Origin of the sequence: Roseomonas genomospecies 6 (assembly GCF_008365375.1) — a bacterium.
GTDB lineage: Bacteria > Pseudomonadota > Alphaproteobacteria > Azospirillales > Azospirillaceae > Azospirillum.
This window is the reverse complement of record NZ_QOKW01000001.1, coordinates 67,012-88,369: the sequence shown is the minus strand read 5'-3', so window position 1 is coordinate 88,369 and position 21,358 is coordinate 67,012. Positions and strand designations below refer to the sequence as shown.

The window sequence follows — 21,358 nt, the reverse complement described above, 5'->3', positions numbered from 1 at the left end:
GGCGCCGGTTACCGGCAGCGCACGAAGGCGGCGCCGAAGGCCGGCTGCTCCAGCGTCAGGAACAGGCGGTCCAGCCGCGGCGCCTCGGCGGCGTCGAGGCGGAGCGTTCCCGCCGAAAGACCTTCCTCCCCGCCGAAGGACAGCCCCTCCGCCAGATCGCCCTCGCCGGGAGCCAGGGGGCCTTCCAGCGGCAGACCGGGAATGCGCGGGTCGTGCAGACCGAAGGCGCCGTCGCCGGTGATCTCCAGATAGGAACTGCGGCAATCGTCGATGGGCGTGCGGGTGGCCGGGTCGGCCTTGGCCCAGCGCCCGGTCAGGTCCGGCAACCCCGCTGCCCGCTTCGCCGGGGACGGCTTCGCTTGGACGGCGGCCGGGCGCGGCGGGGCGGAGGCCGTAACCGTCAGCGGCTCGTCGGCCACCGGGGCGCGGCGGGCGGCCAGTTCGGCATCCAGCGTCGTCCTGCGCTCCGCCATCTGGCGCGCCAGACAGGCGGCGCGGTCCTTGCTCTTCTTCGGATCGGCCAGATCGGCCTCCGCGACGGGGCAGGCGGCATCCCGCCGCTGAACCCACGCGCGCTGGCCGGCGGCCACGGCCTCGGACCCGGCCTTCCCGGCCTCTTCGGTCAAAGCCTGAAGCGCCGAGTCGAGTTGCGTGGAGGCGGCGGCGAGCGATGCGTCCCGGCAGAGCAGTTGGGCGACCGGCGCCTCCCCGGCGCAGTCCGCAGGCTTGGCGGTCTCCCCGCTGGTGTCCGCCGCCATGGCCGTGCCGGCCATCAGCATCCCCGCCAGAAGAATCGTTGCCCGCATCGCACAAAATCCCTTACGCCGGAAACGCTTCCAGAACGGCCTTCACCTGCCGCTGGAAATCCTGGTCGCTGCGATAGCGCGTCAGGACCGTCTTGTCACGCTGAACGAGGAAAAAGATGTCCTCCCGGCTGGGCAGGGAGCGCGGGTTGGGCTTGTCCATCAACTCGCCGTTCCAGCCCATGCGCGCCATGAAATAGGCGGCGCGGGAATTCAGCATGAACAGCTTGTTGTCCGGAGCCAGCTTCTCCCGGCGTAGCAGGGCGTAGAAATAGTAATTCCGCCCATGGAAATAATTGGTGTAGATCGCCTGCAGGGCGGCGAAACGCTCGTCGGGGCTGGTGAACTTCTTGATTTGCCGTTCGAGCTTGAATCCGGCGTAGAAATACTCCCGCGCCTCGTTCTCGAAGGAGAAGGCGGAGCCGCGCACCTGCGCCATCTGCTCCCCGTATTTGCGCAGGACGCGGCCCATCAGCAGCTCGAGGAAACGCCGCTCCGCCGCGAGGTTGTCCGGGGTCTGGAGAATCAGTTCGAACACATGGCGGAGATGATAGGGGTGCCGGACCACGATGACCGGGACGCCGGACGTCCGCCGCTGCTCCGCTCCCCGCCGCTCGCCCAGAAGGGTCGCCGACGGCGATACCGAGGCGACGACGGAGGATATGGTGTCCTGGAGTTTCCAGCGCAGCTTCACCTGCGCGGACTGCTTACCGAGGTTGAACCGCGCCAGACGGCGTTGCAGACGGCTGCGCCATGTTTCCTTCGGCGCCTTGTGGGTCGGCAGGTTGCCGATGACCAACGGGTTGCCGAGCACGTCCGACGGCGGCGGCAAGGGATTGAAGTTGAAATACTTTCCGGTGACGACGCCGCGCGTGGCGCCGCCGGGCGCGCCATCGCCCGCCGGGGAACCGCCACTCAAGGACAGGCCCGCCAGCATCGTCATCTCCGGTTACACACTCCGCCCACGCGATTCCCATCCGGTGGACAGGGATATGTCTTTATAGGGCGGACGGGGCGCCGATGAAAGAAGCAACCGGTCCAATATGCACTTGCATGTTTTTTGTGCAACCTTATCGTGCCGCGCCCGCGAAGGCGCTCTGGTCCGCGCGAACTCTTCGATGGTACTATGCCCTTCCGTGCGGCGCAGCGCCGCGGCGGACCGGCCAGCGCAGCAAACGGGTGGAACTTCATGGCGATCCACGTCGCTCTCAACCATAAGACCGTCTACCGTTACGACCGTCTGGTCAATCTGGGGCCACAGATCGTCCGGCTTCGCCCGGCCCCCCACTGTCGCACGCCGATCCTCAGCTATTCGCTGCGCGTCACCCCGAAGCATCATTTCCTGAACTGGCAGCAGGACCCGCAGTCCAACTATCAGGCCCGCTTCGTCTTTCCCGAGAAGACCCGCGAGTTCGTGGTGGAGGTCGATCTCGTCGCGGAGATCGCGGCGATCAACCCCTTCGACTTCTTCCTGGAGGAGAAGGCCCAGACCATCCCCTTCACCTACGAACCCTGGCTGGAGCGCGAACTGCGCCCCTATCTGGAGGTGGAGGCGCCGGGACCGCTGCTGGCCGACTACATGACCGGCATCCCGCGGGAGCCGATGGCCTCCATCAATTTCCTGGTGGACATCAACCAGCGTCTGCAGAAGGACATCGGCTACGTCATCCGCCTGGAACCGGGCATCCAGACCTGCGAGGAAACGCTTGGCAAGCGCACCGGCTCCTGCCGCGATTCGGCGTGGCTTCTGGTGCAGATCCTGCGCAACCTGGGTCTGGCCGCGCGCTTCGTCTCCGGCTATCTGATCCAGTTGACCGCCGACCAGAAGGCGCTGGACGGCCCGTCGGGGCCGGAGGCCGACTTCACCGACCTGCACGCCTGGACCGAGGTGTTCCTGCCCGGCGCCGGCTGGGTCGGGCTGGACCCCACCTCCGGCCTGCTGGCGGGCGAGGGGCACATTCCGCTGGCCTGCACGCCCGACGCCTCCTCCGCCGCCCCCATCTCGGGCCTCGTGGACGAGTGCGAGGTGGAGTTCGGGCACGAGATGTCGGTCACCCGCATCTATGAGGCGCCGCGCGTCACCAAGCCCTACACCCCGCACCAATGGGCCAACATCGAGGCGCTGGGCCACCGCGTCGACGAGGAACTGATCTCCGGCGACGTGCGCCTGACCATGGGCGGCGAGCCGACCTTCGTGTCCATCGACGACATGGACGGGGCGGAGTGGAACACCACGGCGCTCGGACCCAACAAGCGCAAGCTGGCCGCCGACCTCGTGCACCGGCTGGCCAACCGCTTCGCGCCGGGCGGGCTGCTGCATTTCGGCCAGGGCAAGTGGTATCCGGGCGAATCGCTGCCGCGCTGGGCCATGACCGTCTACTGGCGCCGCGACGGCGAGGCGCTGTGGGCCAACGGCGACCTGCTGGCGCGCGAGGACACCGACTACGGCCACACGGCGGAGGACGCCGGGGCCTTCCTGGTCACGCTGGCGAAGAAGCTGGGGCTGGACCCGGCGCTGGTTCTCGCCGCCTACGAGGACCCGTGGCACTATCTGCGCCGCGAATCGCTTCTGCCGGTCAACGTCGATCCGCTGGACAGCAAGCTGGAGGACAAGGAGGAGCGCGCCCGCCTCGCCCGCGTCTTCGCACGCGGCCTGAACGAGCCGGTCGGCTTCGCCCTGCCGATCAACCGCAAGATGACCCAGCAGGGGCCGGTGTGGCTGTCCAGCGCGTGGCCGCTGCGCCAGGAACGGCTTCTGCTGATGCCGGGCGACAGCCCGGTCGGCTACCGCCTGCCTCTGGGCTCCCTGCCCTGGGTGGCCCCGCAGGATTATCCCTACTCCTGGGAGACCGACCCGTTCGAGGAACGCGCCCCGCTGCCGCCCAACCGGGTGCCGCAGCGCCAGCGCGCCCAGCGCGAGGAGGCGGGCCGCCAGGACGCCGACCGGAGGGAGCACGTTCAGCGCGCCATGGCCGAAGTGCGCAGCGAGATGCCGGACCACGGCAAATCCGCCTGGTGGGTGGTCCGCACCGCCCTGACCTGCGAGGCGCGCAACGGGCGAATCCACCTCTTCATGCCGCCGATGAACACGCTGGAAGACTATCTGGCGATGCTGGCGGAGATCGAGGCGACGGCGCTCGAATTGGACATGCCGGTGGTGATCGAAGGCTACCAGCCGCCGAAGGACCCGCGCCTGAACTCGCTGGCGGTCACCCCCGACCCCGGCGTGATCGAAGTGAACATCCACCCCTCCCACAATTGGGACGAGCTGGTCCGCAACACGCTGGAGCTTTACGAGGACGCCCGCCAGTCGCGGCTGGGTGCCGAGAAATTCATGATCGACGGGCGGCACTGCGGCACCGGCGGCGGCAACCATGTGGTGATGGGCGGCGCCACGGCGGCGGACAGCCCCTTCCTGCGGCGGCCCGACCTGCTGCGCAGCCTGATCACCTTCTGGCAGAACCACCCGTCCCTGTCCTACGCCTTCTCCGGCCTGTTCATCGGCCCGACCAGCCAGGCGCCGCGCATCGACGAGGCGCGCGACGACGCGCTCTATGAGCTGGAGATCGCCTTCAACCAGATCGACAAGGCCGCCGCCACGGGCGATTGCCCGCCCTGGATGGTGGACCGCGTGCTGCGCAACCTGCTGACCGACGTGCAGGGAAACACGCACCGGGCCGAATTCTGCATCGACAAGCTCTATTCCCCGGACAGCTCCACCGGGCGGCTCGGGCTGGTCGAGTTCCGCGCCTTCGAGATGCCGCCCCACGCGGAGATGAGCCTGACCCAGCAGCTTCTGCTGCGCGCCCTGGTCGCGCGCTTCTGGAAGGCCCCTTACAAGGGCAAGCTGGTGCGCTGGGGGACGGAGCTTCACGACCGCTTCATGCTGCCCTACTTCGTGCAGCAGGATCTGGCCGACGTCATCGCCGACCTGCGCGACCACGGCTATCCCATCGAGGAGCGCTGGTTCGACCCGCACATGAACTTCCGCTTCCCGGTCTACGGCCACGTCAACCAGCGCGGAATCTCGCTGGAGCTGCGCATGGCGCTGGAGCCCTGGCACGTCCTGGGGGAGGAGCCGGGCGGCGGCGGCACGGTGCGCTATGTCGACAGCTCGGTCGAGCGGGTGCAGGTCCGGGTCACCGGCCTGACCGACGCGCGCTACGCCATCACCTGCAACGGGCGTCGCGTTCCGCTGATCCCCACGGGGACAGAGGGCGAGTTCGTGGCCGGCGTCCGGTACCGGGCATGGCAACCGCCGTCCTGCCTGCACCCGACGATCCCGGTGCACACCCCGCTGGTCTTCGACATCCTGGACCTGTGGGCGGGCCGCTCCATCGGGGGCTGCACCTACCACGTCATGCATCCGGGCGGACGCAACTACGACACCTTCCCGGTCAACGCCAACGAGGCGGAGGGGCGGCGTCTGGCGCGCTTCTTCCCCTTCGGCCACACCCCCGGCCCGATGGACGCCCCGGCGGAGGAGCGCAACCCGCAATTCCCCATGACGCTGGACCTGCGGCGGGGATGACGGGCCGGACCAAAGCGATTTGGATCTGAAGCGAACGAGCGTTCGCTTTAGGCCCGCACCTGCCGCAGGAAGTCATTGACCGCTCCGTTCAGGGTCCCGGCCATCTCCGACAGGCGGTCGGCGGCCCCCATCATGGCATCGGCGGAGCGGCCGGTGTCCACGGCCACCCGGCTGACGTCCCCGATGTTGGACGACACGTCGGTGTTCATGCACTCGACCATCCGGACGTTGTGCGTAATCTCCGACGTGGCCTGACGCTGCTGCTCCACCGCCGCGGCGATGCCGGTCACGCTCTCGCCGATGACGGCGATGGTGGAGCCGATGCGGGCGATGGCGTCCACCACCTCCAGTGTGGATTGCTGGATTCCCTGCACGAGGGAGGCGATCTCCTCCGTCGAGGCGGCGGTCTGGGAGGCGAGCGCCTTCACCTCGTTGGCGACGACGGCGAATCCCTTGCCGGCGTCGCCGGCCCGCGCCGCCTCGATGCTGGCGTTGAGCGCCAGGAGGTTCGTCTGCTGGGCGATGGCGGTGATGATGGCGACCACCTCGCCGATCTTCTGGGCGGAATCGGACAGGCCCTTGGTCAGGCTGTCGGCGCGCATGGATTCGGCCACGGCGTCCTCCGCCACGTCGCGGGACTGGGCGATCTGCTGCCCGATCCCGTCGATGGAGGCGGAGAGCTGCTCGCTGGCCGAGGCGACGGCGCCGACGTTGCTGGTCGCGTTGCCGGCGGCGTCCGCGGCGGCGCGGGTGCGCTGCGCGGTGTCCGACGCCATGCCGGCCAAGGCGCGGGCGGAATTGGTGACCTCCCCCGCCGCCACGGTCAGCGATCCGGCCACGGCCTGCACGGTGCGCTCCAGCCCGTCCGCCAACCCGTTCATCAGGGCGCGGCGCTCCTCCTCGGCGCGGCGTTCCTGATCGCGCCGGGTCTCCTCCGCGCGCTGCCGGGCCTCCAGGGCTTCGCGGAAGGCGTGGACGGCGCCGTGGATGTCGGCGATCTCCCGCAGGGGCGAGGGGCGCAGAGGCACCGCGCTTTCCCCGTGGGTCAGCGCCTGGAGCGCCCGGCTGGCGTCCCGGACCGGCTGCATGATGAAGCGGTAGCCGAGCAACATGTTGATGCCGCCGATCAGACCGATCGCGGCGAAGGCCCCCAGCGCAATCAGAGTCAGCCGGTCGAGCACCGAAGTCAGCGCCGCCGCACCCTCCTGGCTGCGCGCGGTCACCGCGTCGGAGGCCGCGTTCATCCGCTGCACCAGCCCGTCGACCAGCGTCCGGACCTCCTGGTTGTGGGCGTGGGCATCGGTGGTCAGGCGCAGCGTTTCGGTGCGCTGAGCGAAGGTCTCGTCGAGCGCCGCGAAGGCGGCGATGTCGTCGGCGACGCTTTCGAACTCGTCGGAAGCCGGCAGATGCCGGCGCAGGTCCATCGCCTTCGCCATATGCTCGCGGAACTGGCGCAGGTCGTTGCCGACCGCCGGCGGGTAGAGCTGGGACGGCAGGCGGGTCAGCAGGAACTTGGCGTCGCGGATGGTGGAGAAGAGCGTGGCGAGCCCCTGCTCGTCCGCCGGCTGCGCCGCCGCGCGCATGGCGATGGACAGGCCGCGGGCGATGTCGCCGGACAGGCCTTCCGCGCGGCTGATGTTGAAGCCGAACTTCTTGTCCAGCGCCTCCACCCGTGCGCCGATGGCCGCCGCCTCGCGGCTGGCCGCCACGGCCCTGGCAACGGTGTCCGCGATCTCCGGCGCGGCGTTGGCGGACATGCGGGCGGCGTGGGCGTCCAGACCGGTCAGCGCCTCGGCCCGGGTGGCCTCGTCGGTTCCGGCGATCACCGCCTCGCCCAGCTTGGCGAGCCGTTCGGCCTCAAGCGCGACGCGCTGGTTCTCGGCGACCCGCTGCGCCAACTCGGCGTTGCCGTCGGCGATGCGCGTCGCCTCCATGGCCGTCATGCCGCCGAACACCGCCAGCGCGGCCACGACGACCCCGGCAATCAGACAATCCACCACCACGACCTGAAAGGTCGAGCGCTTGGCCCCTTCACCCCTAACGGACGCCATCTCCGCCCCCATCCCCAGCGTTCTTCCCACGAGCCATGATCCGCCAGGGGCCGCGGCACGGCTCCACCAACGGTTTATTAGTGTACCTATATGCTCGGGAATTCGAGGGGGCGGCTATTGTGGAAAACCGAAGACGGCGCCCGACCGTCCGGTGGGCACCGCCTCTGGCTGCGACAGGTGCTTCGAAGATGGGGCGGAAGACCCGCCTTACAGGCCGGCGTCGGTGCCCCCGGCCAGGGCGACGCAGACACGGTCCCGGCCTTCCAGGCTGCCGCAGCCGCCGCTGCGCTGCGACACGAAGCGGATGACGACCCGCTCGCCCTTGCCGACCGTGTTGGGGGGCAGCATGGCCTCGGCGACCAGGGTTTCCACCGTGCGGGACGGTGCCCGACCGCTCTTCGCCGCCATATCCTTGGGGGCGTTCCGGTCGGTGGCGGGGACGAACTCCACGGGTGGGCGGGCATCGCCGCGGCCGGAGGGCTCCACCACCAGCGGGGCGGGGCGGGGCTCCAGGGCGGCGACGGCGATCGGCGCCGGAGCGGCCGGCGTGGCCGGAACGGGCGCCACCGGCTCGGGAACCACCGCGGCCACGACTGGAGCCGGTGCGGGGGCCTGGATCGCTGGTTTGGCCGTCGGCGTCGGGGCGGTGACGGGAACGACGGCGACCTCGATCGCGCTGGCCCCCGCCGCCTGCGACGGCTCGCGCGGGGCCGATCCGCGCAGCGTCGGCGTCAGAGCGGCGATGTACATCCGCGTTTCCCGCGGCAGCCTCTGCTTGCCCGCCAGATGCGAGGCGTAGCAGGCCGGGCCGCAGTTGTAGGCGGCGAGAAAGCCCGGTGCGCCGAACAGGTCGTACATTTCCCGCAGATAGGCGGTTCCGGCCAGGATGTTGTCGCGCGGGTCGGACGGATCGGACCCCAGCCCATACTGGGTGCGCATCATGTCGTAGGTGCCGGGCATCACCTGCATCAGGCCGATGGCTCCGGCATGGCTGGTGATGGTGCGTCCGTTCACCACCGCACGCCCGCCGCTTTCGCGCATCATCACGGCCCGTATCCACTTCTCCGGAACGTCGAACCGTTCCGACGCCTCCCGGATGTGGGGGACCCAGCGGCCCAGGGGGTCGTTCGGATCGATGGGCACCACGGCCACCTCCGGAGCCTTGACGGCGATGTCCGCCGTCTCCGGAGCGTTCGAGGCGCAACCTGCCAAGCCGAGGGCGAGAATCAGGGCGGCACCGGCGGCGCGGGCCGCGGTGAAGTCGTGATAAGCCACGAGGTGGGGTCCGTGCTTGTTGCACAAAGATCGAAAGCGTTACCCTCTCTTTGCGATGTAATGGTGGCGGCTGTCAAGCAACAAGGCGGGTGTAATGTCCTGATTTTACGGCCTTTCCCTTTTTCATATCCGGTTGGAATGGTTTTCATGCAAATGCTGTTCATCCGGATTTGCCCCTTTTCTGCCCCATTCCCATCTTTGGCGGAAGGAGCGAGAGACCCATTTCGGTCACGCTCAAAACTTGTGGCCCGATTGCCGCAGCTCCCTCAACCGCTTGACTTTTCAGAGGCGGCTCCATATTGAATGAACATTCATTTATAGCCGCACCCCGATGTCCGACAGCTCCGCCCATACCCCCTCCCGCCGGTCCCGGCGCAAGGAGGCCCGCCCCGCCGAGGTGATCGAAGCCGCGCGCGACCTGTTCATCTCGCGCGGATTTGCCGCAACCAAGCTGGAGCATGTCGCCCGCAAGGCCGGCGTCAGCGTCGGGCTGCCCTACCTCTATTTCGAGAACAAGGAGGGGCTGTTCAAAGCGGTCGTGCGGGAATCCATCCTGCCCCAGTTCCAGATGGGCGAGGATCTCCTCGACAACTTCACCGGCAGCAGCGAGGAGTTCCTGCGCATCCTGGCCCACGGCTTCTGGGAGATGGAGCAGAGCCCCAACGCCGGCCTTTCGAAACTGGTCATCGCCGAGGCGCAGAACTTCCCCGATCTCGCCCGCTTCTACATGGACGAGGTGGTGCTGCGGGGGCGGCGCTTCTTCGCGCGCATCCTGCGCCGCGGCATCGAGCGCGGGGAGTTCCGGCCCATGGACGCGGACCAGATGGCCCGCGTGATCGCCGCGCCGCTCAGCATGCTGTCTCTGTGGAACCACTCGCTGCGCCCCTTCGAGCCGGACCCTGCCGCGGCCTCCGCCGAATCCTACCTCGACGCCTATCTCGACCTCGTCCTCAACGGGCTGAGAGCCGCACACAAAGACCACCAGCCCAGCGACCACCAGCCCAGCGACCACCCGCCCAAGGACCACCAGCAATGACCGACGCCGTCCGTTCCGATGGTCCCGCCGCCAAGCCCCGGCGGCGCCTGCTGCTGCCCCTTCTCATCGTCGGTGCGCTGGCGGCGGGCGGTGCCGCCTGGAAGACGATGGGTCAAAGCGGCGCCGTGCCCCCGGCGGCGGCCAGCCTGCCCCCGGCGGAGCGGGCGGTGGAGCTTTCGCCCATGGAGGTGACCCGCATGGCGCCGCGCCGCCTGACCGAGCTGGTGCGGCTCAGCGGCTCCGTGAAGCCGATGGAGCAGTCCTTGGTGAAGTCGGAAGTCGCCGCCCGGCTGGTCGAGGTGCCGGTGCGCGAAGGGCAGGCCGTGCGGAAGGGAGAGGTGCTGGCCCGCTTCGATCCGGTGGAGCTTCGGGCGAGGCTGGACGAGAAGCTGAGCAATCTGGAAGGCGCCAAGGCGCAGCTCGTCCTGGCGGAGAAGACCCGCGCCAAGAATTTGGCGCTGCGCCAGAAGGACATCGTGTCCGAAACCAACATGGATCAGGCGCAGAGCACCTTCCGTTTCCAGCAGGCCGCCGTCTCGGCGCTGGAGGCGCAGGTGGAACTCGCCCGCAAGGCGCTGCGCGACGCGGTGGTGGTCAGCCCCATCGACGGCATCGTGGCGGAACGCGCGGTCAACCCCGGCGAGACTCTGGCGGTCAACACCAAAATGTTCTCCGTCGTCGATCTCAGCCGCGTCGAGGTGGAGGCGACGGTGCCCGCCGACGATGTGGCCCGGCTGAAGCCCGGCCAGACCGTGCGGCTTCGGGTGGAGGGCTTCGGCGAGCGGGAATTCGTCGGCCGGATCGCCCGCATCAACCCGATGGCCCGCGCCGGCACCCGCGCCATTCCCGTCTACATCGTCCTCGACAACGCCGACGGGGCCTTGCGCGGCGGCATGTTCGCCGCGGGCGACGCGGTGGTGGACGAGGCGGAAGGTGCCATCGCCCTGCCCCCCGCCGCCGTTCGCAACGGCACGGAGGGGGCCTTCGTCCTGATCGTCTCCGGCGACCGGGTGGAGCGCCGCAAGGTCGAGGTGCTGGGCACCTGGGGGCGTGGCGATCTCGTTCAGGTGCGCGGGCTGGCCGAGGGCGATCTCGTGGTGACCGCCCCCCTGCCCGGCCTGACCGCCGGGCGGACCGTCAGAGTCATGAGTTCGTAAGGGAACGGGCCGCGCCATGCCGATCACCCGCATCAGCGTCGACAACCCCGTCTTCGCCACCATGATGATGGTGGCGCTGATGGTGCTGGGCCTGTTCTCCTACAACCGGCTGGGCGTTGACCAGTTTCCGGACGTGGATTTCCCCTTGGTCGTCGTCTCCACCGAATATCCCGGCGCCAGCCCGGAATCGGTCGAGACGGACGTCACCCGCCCTATCGAGGACGCGGTCAACACCATCGCCGGCATCAAGACGCTGACCTCCCGCTCCTATGAGAGCCGGTCGGTGGTGATCGCGGAATTCGACCTGAAGACCGCCTCCGCCCAGGCGCTGCAGGACGTGCGCGAGAAGGTGTCCGCCCTGCGCCCGGCCTTCCGGGACGAGGTGAAGGACCCGCAGATCACCCGCTTCAACCCGGACGACCAGCCCATCCTGTCCCTTGCGGTCAAGTCGGACATCCGCGGCTTGCGCGACCTGACCACCATGGCCGACCAGATCGTCCTGAAGCGCCTGCAGAACGTGCGCGGGGTCGGCCGGGCGACCATCGCGGGCGGGGTGAAGCGGCAGGTCCAGGTGCGGCTGCGGCCCGAACGGCTGGAGGCTCTGGGGGTCGGCGTCGATCAGGTCATCAAGGCCATCCGCGACGAGAATCAGGACATTCCAGCCGGCACCGTGTCCGGCAACGGGGCGGAGCGCGTCGTCCAGGTGGACGGGCGCGTCGTCAACCCGCGGGAGCTTCTGGACCTCATCGTCGCCCGCCGCGGCGGGGAGCCGGTGCGGCTGCGGCAGGTGGCCGAGGTGCTGGACGGGCAGGAGGAGCAGGACTCCGTGGCCATGTTCAACGGACAGCCGGCGCTGGCCGTCGATGTGGTGAAGATCCAGGGTTCCAACACGGTGGAGGTGGCGCGCGGCCTCTACAAGGCGCTGGACGAGTTGCGGCGCGACGGCTCGCTGCCGTCCGACGTCGCCTTGGAGGTGGTGCGCGACACCTCGCGCGGGATCACCAACTCCCTCAACAACGTGCAGCGGACGCTGGTGGAAGGCGGGCTGCTGACCATCGGCATCGTCATGATCTTCCTGGGGTCCTGGCGCAGCACGGTCATCACGGCCCTGACCCTGCCGGTGGCGGTGATGGGTACCTTCGGCGTGCTGGCGGCCTTCGGCTTCACGCTGAACACGATGACCCTGATGGCTCTGTCGCTCGCCATCGGCATCCTGATCGACGACGCCATCGTGGTGCGCGAGAACATCATGCGCCATCTGGGCAAGGGCCAGGGGCACCGGCAGGCGGCGCTGGACGGCACCAAGGAGATCGGGCTCGCCGTTCTGGCGACCACGTTGACCATCGTGGCGGTGTTCCTGCCCGTGGCCTTCATGGGCGGCATCATCGGGCGTTTCTTCCTGCAATTCGGCATCACGGTGTCCGCCGCGGTGCTGATCTCGCTCTTCGTGTCCTTCACTCTGGACCCCATGCTGTCCAGCCTGTGGTACGACCCGGCGGCCCACGGGCGGCACGGGCGCGGCATCTTCGGGCGCTTCGCGGAAGGGTTCCAGCGCGCCTTCGACGCCCTGGGGGACGTCTATGGGCGGCTGCTCCGCCGGGCGCTGCGCCGCCGCTGGCTGGTTCTGCTGCTTGCGCTGGGCATCTTCGTCGGCAGCTTCTTCCTGGTGCCGAGGATCGGCGTCGAGTTCGTCCCCGCCGCCGACCTTGGGGAATCCATCGTCGATGTGGAAACGCCGGTCGGTTCGTCCCTCGACTACACGGCGGCCAAGCTGCGGCAGGTGGAGGCGGCGATCCGCGAGTTCCCGGAGGTCGCCTACACCTATTCGACGGTGAACACGGGCGCGTCGGTCGGCAAGAACCGGGGCAGCGTCTATGTCCGGTTGAAGCCGATCGACCAGCGCACCCGCTCCCCCAACACGCTGGCCCCGCCGTTGCGCGAGCGGCTGTCGGCGATTCCCGGCGTCCAGATCGGCATCGGCATTCCCGGCGTCGGCGGCGTGCAGAAGCAGATTCAGGTGTCCGTCCAAGGCCGCGACATCGCGGAGCTGGACCGCATCGGCAAGCAGGTGACCGCCGCCATGGCTGACATCCGCGGCTTCGTGGACGTGGACGTCAGCCTGAAAGCCGCCAAGCCCACCCTGTCCGTGCGGCTGGAGCGCGATCTGGCGAGCGACCTGGGCGTCGGCACGGCGCAGGTGGCGAACACGCTGCGCCCCCTCTTCGCGGGTGACAAGGTGTCCACATGGAAGGCGCCGGACGGCGAGACCTACGACGTGCTCGTCCGCCTGCCGGAGGGCGACCGGGTGGGCCGCGCCGATCTCGACCGCATTTATCTGAGCAGCACGAATGGCCCCGATGACGCCCCGCGCATGGTGCCGCTGTCCCAGGTCAGCCGGGTGGAGACGACGCTCGGCGCCTCTCAGATCAACCGGCGCGACCTGTCGCGCGAGGTGAACGTGCAGGCCAACGTCCAGGGGCGCCCGGCGGGCGACGCCGGCAAGGAGCTTCAGGCAGCCATCGCCGAGATCAAGCTGCCGCCCGGCTACCGCATCGTCTTCGGCGGCTCGACCAAGGACATCGCGGAGACCACCGGCTACGCCACGCAGGCGCTTCTGCTGGCGGTGATCCTGATCTACCTGATCCTGGCGTCCCAGTTCGGCAGCTTCCTCCAGCCCATCGCCATCATGATGTCGCTGCCGCTGTCGCTGATCGGGGTGTTCCTGGGACTTCTGGTCGCCGGCTCCACCTTGAACATCTTCAGCGCCATCGGCTTCATCATGCTGATGGGGCTGGTGACCAAGAACGCCATCCTGCTGGTGGACTTCGCCAACCAGGCCCGCGCCCGCGGGGCGGACCTGCGCGACGCGGTGGTGGAGGCCGGAATCATCCGCCTGCGGCCCATCGTCATGACGACCATGGCGATGATCTTCGGCATGATCCCGCTGGCGCTCGGCATCGGCGAGGGCGCGCAGCAGCGGGCACCCATGGCCCACGCGGTGATCGGCGGCCTCATCAGCTCCACGCTCCTGACGCTTCTGGTGGTGCCGGTGATCCTCACCTACCTCGACGCGCTGTCCAGCCGCTTCAAGCGCTGGTTCGCCCACAAGGACCCCGACGCCGTGGCTCACGGCACGGCGGCGGAGTAAGGGGAGTAAGGCTTGTCCCCTTATTCCGCCGGGTGCGGGGCGTCGGCGGCTCCGCCGCGGCGCCTCCACAGACGGGCGACGGCGTTTCCGGCGTCCTCCATGTAGAGATACAGAACCGGCGTGATGTAGAGCGTCAGGATCTGCGACACGCACAGGCCGCCGACCACGGCGAGGCCCAGCGGCTGGCGAAGCTCCGCGGCGGCGCCGTGGGCGACGGCGATGGGCAGGGTGCCCATGATCGCCGCCATCGTCGTCATCATGATCGGGCGGAAGCGCAGAAGGCAGGCCTGCTCGATCGCCTCGCGCGGGGTCATGCCCTGGTTGCGCTGCGCGTCGATGGCGAAGTCGATCATCATGATCGCGTTCTTCTTCACGATGCCGATCAGCATCAGGATGCCGATGATCGCGATGACGCTCAGCTCCTGCCCGAACACCATCAGCGTCGCCAGCGCCCCGATGGCCGCCGAGGGCAGGCCGGACAGAATCGTCAGCGGGTGGATGAAACTCTCGTACAGCACGCCGAGCACGATGTAGATCACCAGCACCGCGGCGAGCAGAAGAAGCCCCTGGCTCTTCTGGGCGTCCTCGAACACCTGGGCGGTGCCGGCGAAGCCGGTGGTGATGCCCGGCGGCAGGGCCATCTCCACCTCCGCCCGCCGGATGGTGTCCACCGCCTCGCCCAGCGAATGGCCCGGCGCCACGTTGAAGGACAGGGTGACCGCCGGAAGCTGCCCCTGATGGTTGACCGTCAGCGGCCCGGCGGTGCGCCGCACGCTGGCGAAGGCGTCGAGCGGCACCAGCTTGCCGGAACTGGAGCGCACGTAGATGCGCGACAGGGCGTTGTCGTCCTGCTGGTACTTCGGCGCCAGCTCGATCAGCACCTGATAATCGTTGGTGGCGGTGTAGATCGTCGAGACCTGCCGCTGGCCGAAGGCGCTGTAGAGGGTGGAGCGCACCTGATCGACGCCGATGCCCAGTGTGGCGGCCTTCTCCCGGTCCACATGCACGTAGGCCTGTGGGCTGTTGAGCTGGAGGTCGCTGGTCACGTCCTGAAGGATCGGGATGTCGCGCAGCGCCCGCTCCAGCCGTCCGGACCACAGGTACAGATCCTCCGGGTTCAGACCCTGGATCGTGTACTGGAACTCGTTCTTGGACGACCGCCCTCCGATGCGCAGGTTCTGAACCGGCTGCATGTAGACGGCCAGACCGGGAATGCCCGACAACTGGCGGCGGAGTTGCTGGATCACCTCGCCCGCCGGGGGGCGCTCGCTGCGCGGCTTCAGCACGACGAACATGCGGCCGGTGTTGACCGAATTGCCGCCGATGGCGACCGCCGAGGTCATGTCCGCCACCGCCGGGTGCGCCCGGACGATCCGCGCCGCCTCCTGCTGCCGCTCGGCCATGGCGGGGAAGGAGATGTCGGGGGCGGCCTCCGTCGACACGGTGATCTGGCCGATGTCCTCCGTCGGGAAGAAGCCCTTGGGAATCGCCTGGAACAGCAGGGCGGAACCGACCACCGTGGCGATCATCACGAGCCCCATCACCGGGCGGTGCCTCAGCGCCAGCCGCAGCGTCACGGCATAGCCGCGGTGCATCGCGCTGAACCCGCCCTCCAGGACGCGCCCGAACCAGCCCTCCTTGGCGCCATGCGTTTCGCGCGTCAGCAGGCGGGAGCACATCATCGGCGTCAGCGTCAGGGCAACGAAGGCCGACGCGCCGATCGACATGGTCACCACCAGCGCGAAGGAGTGGAAGACGCGCCCGACGACCCCGCCCATCAGCAGGATCGGGATGAAGACCGCCACCAGCGACACGGTGATGGAGATGATGGTGAAGCCGATCTCCCGAGAACCCTTGATGGCGGCCTCGAAGGGCTGCATTCCCTCTTCGACGTAGCGGACGATGTTCTCCATCATCACGATGGCGTCGTCCACGACGAGCCCGACCGCCAGCGTCAGCGCCATCAGCGAGATGTTGTCGATGGAGAAGCCCATCAGATGCATCCCGCCCGCTGTCGCGATCAGCGAGATCGGAACGGTCACAGCCGGAATCATCGTGGCCGTCAGGCGGCGCAGGAACAGGAAGATGACCAGCACGACCAGCGCGATGATCAGGCCCAACGTGAACTGCACGTCCTCCACTGCCTCGCGGATCGAGGTGGAGCGGTCGTTCACCACCTCCACCTTCGCGCTGGGGGGAAGCTGCGCGCGGAAGGTGGGCAGCAGGTCGCGCACCCGGTCCACCACGTCCACGGTGTTGGCGTCGGGCTGGCGCTGGACGGCCATGACGATGGCGCGGGTGCCGTTGTGCCAGCTCGCCGTCCGGGCGTTCTCCACGCTGTCCAGAACGTTCGCCACGTCGCCCAACCGGACCGGCGCGCCGTTGCGGTAGGCGACGATCAGGCCGCGGAAGGCCTCGGCGTCGGGAAGCTGAGGGTTGGCGGCCAGCACGAGCTGCTGGCGGGCGCCGGACAGCGTGCCGACCGGGGTGTTGGCGTTGGCGGCGGCGAGCGCCTTCTGAAGCTCGTCGATGCCGATGCCGCGGACGGCCAGCGCGTTGGGGTCCACCTGGACACGCACCGCATATTTCTGCGCGCCGTAGATCTGCACCTGGGCCACGCCCGGCAGGGTCGCGACCTTCGGCTGGACGGAGGTTTCCGCGAAGTCGTTCAGCGCGGACAGCGTCAGCGTCGGCGAGGAGAGCGCCAGCATCAGCACCGGCTGATCCGCCGGGTTCACCTTGCGGTAGCTGGGCGCCGTGGTCATCTCCGCCGGCAGGCGGCGCTGGGTGCGGGCGATGGCCGACTGCACGTCCTGCGCGGCGGCGTCGATGTCGCGCTCCAGCACGAACTGGATGGTGATGGAGGTGTTGCCGAGGCTCGACGTCGAGGTGATCGTGTCGATGCCGGCGATGGTGGAGAACTCCCGCTCCAACGGGCTGGCGACGGAGGCCGCCATGGTTTCCGGGCTGGCGCCGGGCAGCGTGGCGGAGACGTTGATGACCGGAAAATCCACCCGCGGCAGCGCCGCGACCGGCAACTGGCGGTAGGCCGCGAGGCCGCCCAGCACCAGCGCCGCCGTCAGCAGGATGGTCATCACCGGACGGCGGATGCACAGCTCCGACAGGGTCATGACGCGCCTCCGGTGATCGGAGTCCTGCCGTTGGCGCCGCTCCTCTCCCCGTTCCTGGCCGCCGCGACCTTGGCGCCGGGATACAGGCGGGACTGGCCGTCCACCACCACGCGCTCGCCGGCCTGAAGCCCCTCGGCGATGACCGCGAGGCCGTCCTGGCTGCGCGAAACGGCGACGTTGCGGATTTCAACCGTGTCGTCCGGCTTCACCACATAGACGAAACGGCCCTGTTGGCCGGTCTGCACCGATTCCTCGGGCAGGGTCAGGGCCTGCGGCTCGACCCGCAGGGTCAGAACCACGTCCACGAACTGGCCCGGCCACAGCCGGGTGTCGGCGTTGGGAAACTGGCCCTTCACCAGAATCGTGCCGGTCTGCTGGTCGACCTGGCTGTCCACGAAGTTCAGGACCCCCTCGGCGGGCGGGACGGAGGCGTTGGGAATGCCGGCGGTCACCGGCAGCTTGCCCGTCTCCATCGCCTCGCGGATCGTCGGAAGGTGGCGCTCCGGCACGTTGAAGGCGACGGTGATGGGGCGAAGCTGTGTCAGCGTCACCAGCGGCGTGGCGTCCGCCGCCCGCACCATGGTGCCGGGCTTGGCGTTCACGGCGCCGGTGCGCCCGTTCATGGGGGCGGCGATGCGGGTGAAGCTGAGGGAGACCTTCGCCGCCTCGATGGCGGCCTGCCCGGCCTTCACCGTGGCTTCCAGCGCATCGGCGGCGGCCACCGCGGCGTCGTACTGCTGGCGGGCCACGGTGTTGGAGCGGACGAGTTGCTCGTAGCGCTTCACGTCGCCGCGCGCCTTGTCCAGATTGGCCCGGTCGCGCTCCAGATTGGCCTGCGCCTGACGGAGCTGCGCCTCCAACGCGCGGGAGTCGAGGGTGAACAGCAGGTCTCCCGCCTTCACCTCCTGCCCTTCGGTGAAGTGGACCGTCTCGACGACCGAATCGACGCGCGCCTTGATGGCGATGGCCGCCACCGGCTGGACCGATCCGATGGTGCTGAGCCGCTCCGGCACCGCGCGCCTCTCGACCGTCTGGATGACCACCGGGAGAGCGCGCGGTCCCGCCGGTGCGGCGGCCTTCGCCGTCTGCGCGTCGCCACCACCCGCCCGGCTCGTGTACCAGTAGCCGCCGGTGCCCAGCGCAGCCAGCAGAAGCGCGATCAGCGCGAAACGTTTCGTCACGACGAACTCCCGGTAGGGCGGCCCGGTCTGGCCGGGGCGAACCATCCTGTCATAAGGCAATGTGGCGCATTATCGCAGGAGGCGGTTTGCAGGTTAATGTCCATCCTACAGCCATTTGGTAACAGACTGTAACAACGGGTATAGGCGGCGGGGCGATTCGGCGATGCTGGACCTGAAGAATTTGGAAGCGTTCGTTTGGATCGCCCGATTGGGCGGATTCCGCGCCGCCGCTGGGCGGCTGAACACCACGCAACCGGCCATCTCCGCCCGGATCGCCCAATTGGAAAAGGAGCTGGGCGTCCAGCTCTTCAACCGGGGAACACGGCGGGTCACCCTGACGCTGAAAGGCATGGAGCTTCTGGACCATGCGGAGCGGATGCTGACTCTTCAGGCCGAGCTGGTGCACGCGGTGGCCGAATCGACGACGCTGCGCGGGCTGATCCGTCTGGGTGTCGCCGAAACCATCGTACACACATGGCTGAGCCGCCTGATCGAGCGGCTTCACAACCGCTTCCCCCTGGTCAGCCTGGAGATCGAGGTCGACACCTCCATCCATCTGCGCAATGGCCTCCTGGCGCACGAGATCGACATCGCCTTCATGCTGGGGCCGGTGGCCGAGCCGGACATGCGCAACGAGGCGCTGAGCAGCTACCCCATGGCCTGGGTGGCCAGCCCGTCGCTGGACCTGCCCGCCGGGCGGCTGGGGCTGGCGGACCTCGCGCGCTACCCGGTCATCACCTTCTCCCGCCAGACCAAGCCGTCCGTCGCCATCCAGCAGATGTTCAAGCGTCCCGGCCTGCCGCCACTGCGCTTCTACGGGAACAGCTCGCTCGCCAGCATCGTGCGGATGACCCTGGACGGCATCGGCATCAGCGCCATCCCGCCCGCGGTGATCGAGCGCGAGCTGGCCGAAGGGTTGCTTCGCCTGATCCCGGCGGACGATCCCCTGCCGGATCTGGACTTCACCATCTGTCACCCCATCGGCAGCGACAACCCTTTGGTGCCCATCGTCGCCGACATGGCGCTGGAGATCGTGCGGGCGCAACGGCATGATGGAGCATCCGATAAAGTCCGTTTATCGCAAACGATCCAAAATGAAAATTTGACGGATAGGACGGAAGCGTGAACCCTTAGAGGCGAAACAATATGGTCACAAAGGTTTTGCGCACGATGCAGTCCGTGACCCGAAGCGCTATCCTGCCGCCCGCTGCTCCGTCCGCGGCCCTGCTGGCCCGTCTGGCGATCCGCCGGGGCGAGCATCGCGGCCCGACCGCCGGGCTGGCGCCGGGCCATGTGCAGGCGAATCTCGCCATCGTCCCCGCCGACGTGGCCCCGGCCTTCGAGCGCTTCTGCCGGTCCAATCCCGTCCCCTGTCCGCTGCTCGCCGTGTCGAAGCCGGGCGATCACCGGTTTCCGGAGCTTGGCGCGGATCTGGACCTGCGCACCGACTTCCCGCGCTACCGCGTCTACCGCCACGGCCTTCTGGCGGAGGAGCCGGGGGACCTGTTGTCCCTCTGGCGGGACGATCTGGTGGCCTTCGCCATCGGCTGCTCCTTTTCCTTCGAGGAGGCGCTGCTCGCCGCCGGCCTGCCGGTCCGCCACATCGAGCGCGGCTGCAACGTGCCGATGTACGTGACCGACCGGAACTGCGTGCCCGCCCCGCCCTTCGCCGGGCGCATGGTGGTGTCGATGCGCCCGATGACGCCCGCCCAGGCGGAGCGCGCCGCCGCGGTGACCGGGCGCTACGCCGCCGTCCACGGCGCGCCGGTCCACATCGGCAACCCGGCGGCGCTGGGCATCCGCGATCTCTCGACGCCCGATTTCGGCGACGCCGTTCCCCTCGCCCCCGGCGAGCTGCCCGTCTTCTGGGCCTGCGGCGTCACCCCGCAGGTGGCGCTCGCCGCCGCCCGCCTGCCTTTCGCCATCGCCCACAGCCCCGGCCATATGCTGGTCACCGACCGGCTGAACGCCGAGCTGGAGGGTGTTTCCGCATCGGTCGCACATCTCTTAGGTCAAGAACAGGGAGCTTCATAAACATGACCGCGATCACCCTGCGTACCCGCCTCGCCGCCGCCGCCTTCGGGCTCGGCCTCTGCGCCACCCCGGTCGCGGCCTTCGCCGAGACCTGGGACATGCCGACCCCCTACCCCGACACGAACCTGCACACCATCACGGTGCGCCAGTTCGCCGAGGACGTGAAGGCGGCCACCAACGGCAAGATCCAGATCACCGTCCATTCCAACGGCTCTCTGGTCAAGCATCCGGAGATCAAGCGCGCCGTCCAGTCCGGTCAGGCCCAGCTCGGCGAGGTGCTCATCAGCTCCTGGGCGAACGAGGACCCGCTCTACGGCCTCGATTCGGTGCCCTTCCTGGCGACCGACTTCGCCGCCTCGAAGAAGCTCTACGAGGTGTCCAAGCCCTATCTGGAAAAGAAGCTGGAGCGTCAGCGCCTGAAGCTCCTCTACTCGATTCCGTGGCCGCCGCAGGGCCTCTACGTGAAGCAGGAGATCGCCTCCGTCGCCGACCTGAAGGGGCAGAAGTTCCGCGCCTACAACCCGGCCACCACCCGCATCGCCGAACTGGCCGGCGCCGTGCCCACCAAGATCGAGGCCGCGGAAGTCTCCCAGGCCTTCGGCACCGGCATCGTCACCGCCATGATGACCTCCGCCGCCACCGGCGTCGACAGCAAGGCGTGGGACTTCGTGAACGTCTATTACGACGTGCAGGCCTGGCTGCCGCGCAACATGGTGTTCGTCAGCGCCGAGGTCTGGAAGGGCCTGGACGACGCTACGAAGAAGGCTGTCGAGCAGGCCGCCGCCAAGGCCGAGGCCAAGGGCTGGGCCGAGTGGGAGAAGAAGACGGCGGAGCTGAACAAGACGCTGGCCGACAACGGCATGAAGGTGCTGACCCCGTCCCCGGCGATCAGGGACGGCCTCGCCGGCATCGGCAAGACCATGACCGAGGAATGGACGAAGGCCGCCGGCGCCGACGGCGAGGCGATCATCTCGGCGTTCCGGAAGTAAGCGGCGACTTGCCCCCTCCCCG

13 protein-coding genes are annotated in these 21,358 nt (G+C 68.7%); 7 read left to right on the top strand and 6 right to left on the bottom strand.

Going from position 1 to position 21,358, the window contains the following annotated elements; translation table 11 throughout:
* Window positions 1-8 precede the first annotated feature (8 nt).
* Window positions 9-806: a lysozyme inhibitor LprI family protein gene (locus tag DS843_RS00370; protein WP_149466919.1), complete on the bottom strand. Its 798-nt coding sequence runs from the start codon at window positions 804-806 to the stop codon at window positions 9-11.
* Window positions 807-819: 13 nt separating this feature from the next.
* Window positions 820-1,746: a hypothetical protein gene (locus DS843_RS00365; RefSeq protein ID WP_149466918.1), complete on the bottom strand. Its 927-nt coding sequence runs from the start codon at window positions 1,744-1,746 to the stop codon at window positions 820-822.
* Window positions 1,747-1,992: 246 nt separating this feature from the next.
* Between DS843_RS00365 and DS843_RS00360 the strand changes: the two genes are divergently transcribed.
* A complete protein-coding gene (locus tag DS843_RS00360; RefSeq protein WP_149466917.1) occupies window positions 1,993-5,334 on the top strand; it encodes a transglutaminase family protein in 3,342 nt (1,113 codons plus the stop codon).
* Between the two features lie 47 nt (window positions 5,335-5,381).
* Here the strand turns inward: DS843_RS00360 and DS843_RS00355 are convergent, their stop codons facing one another.
* Complete coding sequence (locus DS843_RS00355; RefSeq protein WP_286191851.1) at window positions 5,382-7,385, bottom strand: methyl-accepting chemotaxis protein; 2,004 nt, start codon at window positions 7,383-7,385, stop codon at window positions 5,382-5,384.
* 207 nt (window positions 7,386-7,592) lie between these two features.
* A complete protein-coding gene (locus tag DS843_RS00350) occupies window positions 7,593-8,660 on the bottom strand; it encodes a lytic transglycosylase domain-containing protein (protein WP_149466916.1) in 1,068 nt (355 codons plus the stop codon).
* A gap of 331 nt (window positions 8,661-8,991) precedes the next feature.
* Here DS843_RS00350 and DS843_RS00345 point away from each other — a divergent pair, with 331 nt between their 5' ends.
* From DS843_RS00345 to DS843_RS00335, 3 genes are read left to right on the top strand one after another with little or no spacing between them, the layout of a single operon-like run.
* Window positions 8,992-9,696, top strand: coding sequence for a TetR/AcrR family transcriptional regulator (locus DS843_RS00345; protein WP_149466915.1), 705 nt, complete (start codon window positions 8,992-8,994; stop codon window positions 9,694-9,696).
* Entirely contained in the window at window positions 9,693-10,853 is a 1,161-nt protein-coding gene (locus DS843_RS00340) for an efflux RND transporter periplasmic adaptor subunit (protein WP_149466914.1), read from the top strand. The genes DS843_RS00345 and DS843_RS00340 overlap by 4 nt, the downstream gene beginning before the upstream one ends.
* Window positions 10,854-10,869: 16 nt before the next feature.
* Window positions 10,870-14,001 (top strand): efflux RND transporter permease subunit, encoded by a 3,132-nt coding sequence (locus DS843_RS00335; protein ID WP_149466913.1) that lies wholly within the window; start codon window positions 10,870-10,872, stop codon window positions 13,999-14,001.
* Between the two features lie 20 nt (window positions 14,002-14,021).
* Here the strand turns inward: DS843_RS00335 and DS843_RS00330 are convergent, their stop codons facing one another.
* Window positions 14,022-17,132 (bottom strand): efflux RND transporter permease subunit, encoded by a 3,111-nt coding sequence (locus tag DS843_RS00330; RefSeq protein WP_149466912.1) that lies wholly within the window; start codon window positions 17,130-17,132, stop codon window positions 14,022-14,024.
* A complete protein-coding gene (locus DS843_RS00325; RefSeq protein ID WP_286191849.1) occupies window positions 17,129-18,313 on the bottom strand; it encodes an efflux RND transporter periplasmic adaptor subunit in 1,185 nt (394 codons plus the stop codon). The genes DS843_RS00330 and DS843_RS00325 overlap by 4 nt, the downstream gene beginning before the upstream one ends.
* A 163-nt stretch (window positions 18,314-18,476) precedes the next feature.
* Between DS843_RS00325 and DS843_RS00320 the strand changes: the two genes are divergently transcribed.
* The 3 genes from DS843_RS00320 to DS843_RS00310 are packed head-to-tail and all read left to right on the top strand — an operon-like array spanning window position 18,477 to window position 21,336.
* Entirely contained in the window at window positions 18,477-19,439 is a 963-nt protein-coding gene (locus DS843_RS00320; protein WP_149466910.1) for a LysR family transcriptional regulator, read from the top strand.
* A 53-nt stretch (window positions 19,440-19,492) separates the two neighbouring features.
* Window positions 19,493-20,347 carry a putative hydro-lyase gene (locus tag DS843_RS00315; protein ID WP_286191848.1) on the top strand — a complete coding sequence of 285 codons (855 nt, stop codon included), beginning with the start codon at window positions 19,493-19,495 and terminating at the stop codon, window positions 20,345-20,347.
* A 2-nt stretch (window positions 20,348-20,349) separates the two neighbouring features.
* Window positions 20,350-21,336, top strand: coding sequence for a TRAP transporter substrate-binding protein (locus DS843_RS00310; RefSeq protein WP_149466908.1), 987 nt, complete (start codon window positions 20,350-20,352; stop codon window positions 21,334-21,336).
* The last annotated feature ends 22 nt before the right edge of the window (window positions 21,337-21,358 follow it).

Coding starts and splice junctions, on each gene's coding strand:
- DS843_RS00370 (WP_149466919.1), bottom strand. CDS start 806: ATGCGGGCAACGATTCTTCTGGCGGGGATGCTGATGGCCGGCACGGCC.
- DS843_RS00330 (WP_149466912.1), bottom strand. CDS start 17,132: ATGACCCTGTCGGAGCTGTGCATCCGCCGTCCGGTGATGACCATCCTG.
- DS843_RS00355 (WP_286191851.1), bottom strand. CDS start 7,385: ATGGCGTCCGTTAGGGGTGAAGGGGCCAAGCGCTCGACCTTTCAGGTC.
- DS843_RS00345 (WP_149466915.1), top strand. CDS start 8,992: ATGTCCGACAGCTCCGCCCATACCCCCTCCCGCCGGTCCCGGCGCAAG.
- DS843_RS00340 (WP_149466914.1), top strand. CDS start 9,693: ATGACCGACGCCGTCCGTTCCGATGGTCCCGCCGCCAAGCCCCGGCGG.
- DS843_RS00335 (WP_149466913.1), top strand. CDS start 10,870: ATGCCGATCACCCGCATCAGCGTCGACAACCCCGTCTTCGCCACCATG.
- DS843_RS00365 (WP_149466918.1), bottom strand. CDS start 1,746: ATGACGATGCTGGCGGGCCTGTCCTTGAGTGGCGGTTCCCCGGCGGGC.
- DS843_RS00360 (WP_149466917.1), top strand. CDS start 1,993: ATGGCGATCCACGTCGCTCTCAACCATAAGACCGTCTACCGTTACGAC.
- DS843_RS00320 (WP_149466910.1), top strand. CDS start 18,477: ATGCTGGACCTGAAGAATTTGGAAGCGTTCGTTTGGATCGCCCGATTG.
- DS843_RS00310 (WP_149466908.1), top strand. CDS start 20,350: ATGACCGCGATCACCCTGCGTACCCGCCTCGCCGCCGCCGCCTTCGGG.